The organism is Armatimonas sp. (assembly GCF_043760365.1).
Classification (GTDB): Bacteria; Armatimonadota; Armatimonadia; order Armatimonadales; family Armatimonadaceae; genus Armatimonas.
Window position 1 is genome coordinate 1 of sequence record NZ_JAYUPA010000290.1, and the last position, 5503, is coordinate 5503.

The 5503-nt window shown below is 60.0% G+C and carries 6 protein-coding genes; all 6 read right to left on the reverse strand.

The features are described from left to right. On the reverse strand, positions 1-1769 hold a 1769-nt coding region (locus ACH2EH_RS06895; RefSeq protein ID WP_395140197.1), incomplete at its 3' end, for an SNF2-related protein. Positions 1770-1826: 57 nt separating this feature from the next. Further along, positions 1827-2327: a DUF697 domain-containing protein gene (locus ACH2EH_RS06900; protein ID WP_395140199.1), complete on the reverse strand. Its 501-nt coding sequence runs from the start codon at positions 2325-2327 to the stop codon at positions 1827-1829. Positions 2328-2399: 72 nt separating this feature from the next. Next, positions 2400-3143 (reverse strand): CRISPR system precrRNA processing endoribonuclease RAMP protein Cas6, encoded by a 744-nt coding sequence (gene cas6, locus ACH2EH_RS06905; RefSeq protein ID WP_395140201.1) that lies wholly within the window; start codon positions 3141-3143, stop codon positions 2400-2402. Continuing rightward, positions 3143-4240, reverse strand: coding sequence for an RAMP superfamily CRISPR-associated protein (locus ACH2EH_RS06910; protein WP_395140203.1), 1098 nt, complete (start codon positions 4238-4240; stop codon positions 3143-3145). Before ACH2EH_RS06910 ends, cas6 begins: the two co-directional genes overlap by 1 nt. An 8-nt stretch (positions 4241-4248) precedes the next feature. Continuing rightward, positions 4249-4764: a CRISPR-associated protein Csx19 gene (gene csx19, locus ACH2EH_RS06915; RefSeq protein ID WP_395140205.1), complete on the reverse strand. Its 516-nt coding sequence runs from the start codon at positions 4762-4764 to the stop codon at positions 4249-4251. Further along, complete coding sequence (locus ACH2EH_RS06920) at positions 4764-5447, reverse strand: RAMP superfamily CRISPR-associated protein (protein WP_395140207.1); 684 nt, start codon at positions 5445-5447, stop codon at positions 4764-4766. The genes csx19 and ACH2EH_RS06920 overlap by 1 nt, the downstream gene beginning before the upstream one ends. Positions 5448-5503: the final 56 nt, after the last annotated feature.

The window sequence follows — 5503 nt, forward strand, 5'->3', positions numbered from 1 at the left end:
TCGGTGCCGATCAAAATCCGCACGGCGCTGGCCGGGTCGTTGAAGGCCAGCTTCACGGCGGAGCGCTGGTTGTCGTCCATTCCCCCAAACAGCGTCACCAACCGTTCCTGGTCTTTGTAGCGCTGGTTCAGACGACTCACCAGGTAGTCCAGTGTCGTCTTGTACTCCGTGAAGATCACCAAGCGCTCGTTGCCGCTCCATGCCCCGCTAGGCCGTAGGTGCTTATCAATGAGCGTACAGAGTGCCTCGAAGCGAGCGTCCACACTTGGCATCGTCCCATCGCGCTCCAGACCAAGTGCCTCCAGCGCCCGCTCTACCATTGCTGACTCACTCTGTAGCTGCGCCGCCATGGGCCGAAGCCACGCCCCTACGATCTGCACGGCATGACCTCGGCGGCTCTCCGCCTCCCGGTCGTCGCCTGTCTCTTCCTCGGCACTGCGACCAGCGGCCTGTACCTCGTCGGCGTCGGCGGCTTCTTCTAGCTCCAGCCCCTGCCGGTAGCGCCTCCAAGAATCCGCAAAGGCATAGGGGCAGGAGAGCAGGCGCTTGCCCAGAATCTCGACCGCGAACGCCCCGGCGAGCTGCTCACGCCGCACGGACTGCGCCACCAGCGAGCGTACCTTCCCCCGGAACGCTTGAAACGCCACGGAGAGTGCCTGCTCTGTTGGGTGAAGCGAGAGGGGAACCGCCGTCAGGAAACGCTCACAAAACCGGGGTGGGTTTGACCGCTGGTTGATCTCCGACTTCAAGCGCCGCACCAGAACGTCCTCAACCCGTAGCCGCTCTGCGGGACTGATCTCGCTGGTTTGGGTGAAGCGTACCGGATCGAGTAGCTCCAGCAAGCCTGTGAACGAGCGCGTGTGCCCATTGTGCGGCGTCGCCGAGAGAAAGATGCGGTGCTCGAAGTGGGGTGTAAGAAGTCGCAGCATCTTGGTCAGCTCACTGTCGGCTCCAAACGGCGCGGGGGAGAGGTTGTGCACCTCATCCACGATCAGCAAGTCCCACGGCAGATGCGTCGAGCCATCCGGCATCCGGCAGGCAGCTAAAAACGACTCCAGCACATCGGGCTGCTTCAGGTAGTGGTAGCTCGTGATGATGCGTGGGAAGGTGCGCCAGGGGTTCGCATCCAGACCCAGGTTCTTGCGGAGCTGGTGGGTCTGATCGCGATCTACCACATCGAAGCTGAGCGAGAACTTCTCGTCCATCTCCTGCTGCCACTGCACCCGTAGTGAGGCAGGGCTGAGAATCAATACCCGCCGAATCCGCCGCCGCAGGAGCAGCTCACTGAGCACCAGCCCGGCCTCAATCGTCTTTCCCAGCCCCACGTCATCGGCGATCATCAGCGCGATGCGCGGCATGCGCAGCGCCTTCAGTAGCGGCACGAGCTGGAAGTCCTCGACCTGAATCGCCCCATGAAACGGTGACGACACCGGCATACGCGTCAGCGGGCCGTCCGCGCCATCGGGATCGAGATACGGAGAGAGCGCCGTCCAGCGCGTCGCCCGCACTAAAGCATCGGCGTCGGCGGGAAGCATCGGTGCCCGCTCCAGGCTCGGTAGCGCCGCAGGCTCTAGCAACCGCGCCCCGGACTCCCGCTCCCACACTAAGTTCTCCTCAGGCTCTCCCTCCACATCGAGGTACTCCACTGTGGTCAGGTGCAGTCGCCCCTCGGGCCCATCGAACGGCTCGACTGCACTGACCAAACCCCGCCGGTTTCGAACGGTCGCCAACATGCCCACGGTCGGATTGAGAACTACTTTGGAATCCATGTGTGTCTATCTTCGCCTTAGCGCAGCCGGGTTCCTGCCTCCTGCTTTTCACACAGGCTACGGAACGTTCAGGCTCTTGCGGAAATGTTTCTCAGCACCATGTCCGACCATGGCGGTCCACGCTCCCACGTAGAATCCAACCATCCATCCTGGAATGTACCAGGTGATGACCCGGAGGATCAGAAGGCAAACCTGTTGCCCGAGCCACCCCGCTCCCATCACCGTCACGATCTCCTTGAGGGACTTTAGGTTGACCAGTGAGGCCAGAGCACTGGAAATCCACTGTGCCGGATCCCCGCCCGTGATGCGGCAGTTCTCCTGGCTGTACACATTCCCTATGGCGCGTACCATGACAATCTGTACAAAGGTAATCCCGACGGCATCCACGGGGCCGATGGGAAAAAAGGTAATCCCTGTTGCCATGGGGCCTGCGAGAGTTCGGATTACTCTTGCTTTTTCAGCTCTCTCTTCCAGTGATAGGTTTGTAAAATCGCCGGTGAGGTATTCAAAAATAGGCCGCATCAGCTCAATAACTTGCGCGGCGACTCCTGCTAGCATCGTTGTTTTTTCTCCTACAACCCTAAACTGCCCTCTCTCTGTACCCTGTGTGACAAAGCACTGATTTTATTTTCACACCCTCCCTGTTGACCCCATCCCCATCATGGTTTTGGTGCCGGTTCCACAAAAGGTACTGAGAGTGGTCAGGGCCGCAAAAACAGCCCTGGCTTCCTCAGAATGGCAGGTGAGCTGTACGGTTCCGGTGAAACCGATAAAGTTGCCCTGGTTGATCCTGCGTGTGTGGGTGCGTAGATCGCACACCGTGTCAATCGCGACACGGTTTGTCAGAGGGGATAGCTTCTCTTCGCTCAAACGGAGGTGCTCAGGGCAAAAAAGATTCCAGCGGCGCGCCCAGCTTCCAAAAAGATGTGAGGGAACAGGTAGGGGGAGGTAGAGATTGCCGCCCTGGCTAAAGGCGGTGGGTGAGTGGAAGCGCAGAACACAGGGGGAGGCCGCACTTTGCTGCGAGGCGTTCCAGATATCCTCATAGTCTGCCGCGCTGTCGGTAGAGTAGCCAAGTGCCTCCGTGGTTCTGCCTGCCCAGTGGAGCCTCCCTGCTTGAGCCACTGCGGCGCTTCCTGTAATGAGAGCACGGGTAGCCTCGGTGCTGAAGGCAGTGAGCAGAAGCTGGCGCTCGTCACCCTGGCGTGTGAGGGCCACCGTCAGCGGTTTCTCACTCTGACTCTCCCTAAGCTGAGCTGCAAAGGCACCGTCACCCGCCGCAGCGACTGCGAGGGCCAGCTCCCGCAGATTCTCGGGAGCACTCCACCACGCCCCTCCTTGATTATCCAGGCGCAGACGTAAACGAACCAGCATCAGAACCGATCCGGTAGGCCGATGCCCTTTAGCGTATCGGCAATCGTGGGGAGCTTCTTCTGTGAGAGGGCCTTAAACCAATCGTAGGAAGGATACTGCACGAGGTACTTGAAGGTCCTGGGGGTCAGAATCGCGCCTAGATCTGCCAAGGCATCATCATTGAGCAGAAAGAGATCGTCGGCATCTGGCACCCCAAGCTGGCTGGCACGGGATCTGACAAACTGTCGTTTCACCGTGGCGAGGAGCTCGGTTACAGGCGCACTAGGTGCTGTGGCCTCAAATTGGTCGTAGCGCTGCTCGGCAGACTGATCCTGCCACTCAACAGGCTCGACACGGATCGTGCCCAGCCCCACTCCTTTGCCGTGGCCTAGCTTATGGCGCTTTTCTTCGCCGGGGAAGAGTGTCCAGAGCAGGAGGCCAAGCTCGTCGTCACTGAGGCCGTTGTAGCGGACGTGAAAGACAAAGGGGGTTGAGCCAACCAGAGGGCGTAGTGTCTCGCCCCCCTCTACCGCAGCGCGCCGTGATCGCCGGATTTCGTTTGCAGTGAGTATCTCGGGACTGTGCCAGTAGAACTTTCGACCGCGTGGCTGGTTGTTCTCGTCGCAGTAAAACGCGGTATGGGTCGTCTTCGGCCCTCCAATGCGCTCTAAATAGACCGTCGGTGCTGTAGGGCGGAAACTAGGGTCTTCGAGGAGAGCGTCCGTGATGCACACCCGCCCGCGTAGTACGGTGTTCCCCATAAAACCAAAAAGGCGGCAGCAGGGGCATAGCTTCTCCGCGTTGTCACAGCGCCCAAAAACTTGGTCAGTGGCACCGTTCTTTCCAAAAGGCGAGCAGGCTCCGGAGATCGTTTCGGCGACACAACGAAATGCGCCTTTGAGGGAAGTTCCGGGAATGGCGAGCTGATTGCCCAAACGGTAGAACTCCTTTGCGCCTGCGGCACTGCCCCCGCTTGGAACGAGCAAGGGGGTTTCGTTGGTCAAGCGGCAGGTGAGCTGACCAGATCGGCCCTGCCAGCGCTCCCAAGTCGTGCCCTGGAGACGGGGCATCGGTTTGCGCGTGGGGCGTACAAAGTTGTAGGGGTTGATGAAGGGCATAGGGTGACTCACTCCGGGTTCGCAGCAACCAGCTTCACGTAGCGGACGATGCTGGGAAGAGGATTCTCGGCTTCCTCTGAATCAACGCTGTACAGGGCGACTTGGATTGCGGCATGTGCCCCCGCGACACCAGGATAGTGGAGTGGGCGGGGAAGGCGCTGACCCTCACGGAAGGCTCCTCCCTCCCTACTTTCCCCCCAGAGGGCGTACGGGCGCGGTTCGCCGTAGCGGATCAGGTTGCCTGGCTCTAGGGTGAATCCCGAGGGAGGCGATATATCCCCGTCTTCTGAGAGGAACAAGGCGTGCCAATGTCCACTGTCACTGCGCCAGCGTAGCTCCGCACTCTCGCCAAACGCACGAACCTCGACATCATCGTCTTGCGGCCCTTGGAGAGTCGTGGATTCTGCAAAGCTGATCTGACCGATGCGCTCGATGAGAGCAACCGGAAGTTCGGCTCGGTACAGCAGAAACGCGGCGGCAATAGGCGCGGATGACGTCCCGGCGTAAGTAAAGGCGCGGGCCATCAGTTTCCTCCTGCGGCGCGAGCACGTATGTACTCGCCCCACACGGGGGCAGCGGCCCGAAGCAGCGATAGTACCTGCTCGTCGCCCTTGTATTCGTAGGTCTGCCCGATCCCCATTCCGTCGTCCGTGGGGGGCACGCCTGCGGGAATTCCCTCCTTTTCGGCAGGGAGCGATGCGAAACCGTAGGCAGACCACGCCGTGCCTGTCAGTATCCCCAGTCCGACGATCTTCCCCGGCGCGGCATCGGGCGAAAACACTCGAATAGAGGCATCCAAAAGCTCACCGCGCATCTGCCCGAGACCACGGGAACTGGCAGTGCCAAATGTCAGACGCCCTTCCTTAAGGTCGCGCAGAACAAAGGCAATCAGACCCAGGTGCCAGACCTCGAAGTTGCGTAGGCGGATCGTGCCGGTGTACTTCCCCCCGACCGCAACCGACATGTCAAAGAGGGCACCACGCGAAGCGCCCCCCGTGTAGCGGTCTATCCCAACGCCATCTCGGCGCTCGACGGAAGGCCGATGGGCCGCTTCTTGTGCATAAAAATCACTGAACTGGCAGCGGGACTGAAGCGACAGGCAACCAAAAATCTTACAGATCGGGCAGGTTTCTCGGTAGGTATCCGTCCCGGAGAGCTTACCGTCCTTAGAACCTATCCTTAAATAATGTGATATTCTGTCTGTCAGGAGAACCTATCCCATGTCGCGTACCCCACGCACCTTACAATCTTGGCAAATATCAG

Coding starts and splice junctions, on each gene's coding strand:
- csx19 (WP_395140205.1), bottom strand. CDS start 4,764: ATGGCCCGCGCCTTTACTTACGCCGGGACGTCATCCGCGCCTATTGCC.
- cas6 (WP_395140201.1), bottom strand. CDS start 3,143: ATGCTGGTTCGTTTACGTCTGCGCCTGGATAATCAAGGAGGGGCGTGG.
- ACH2EH_RS06900 (WP_395140199.1), bottom strand. CDS start 2,327: ATGCTAGCAGGAGTCGCCGCGCAAGTTATTGAGCTGATGCGGCCTATT.
- ACH2EH_RS06910 (WP_395140203.1), bottom strand. CDS start 4,240: ATGCCCTTCATCAACCCCTACAACTTTGTACGCCCCACGCGCAAACCG.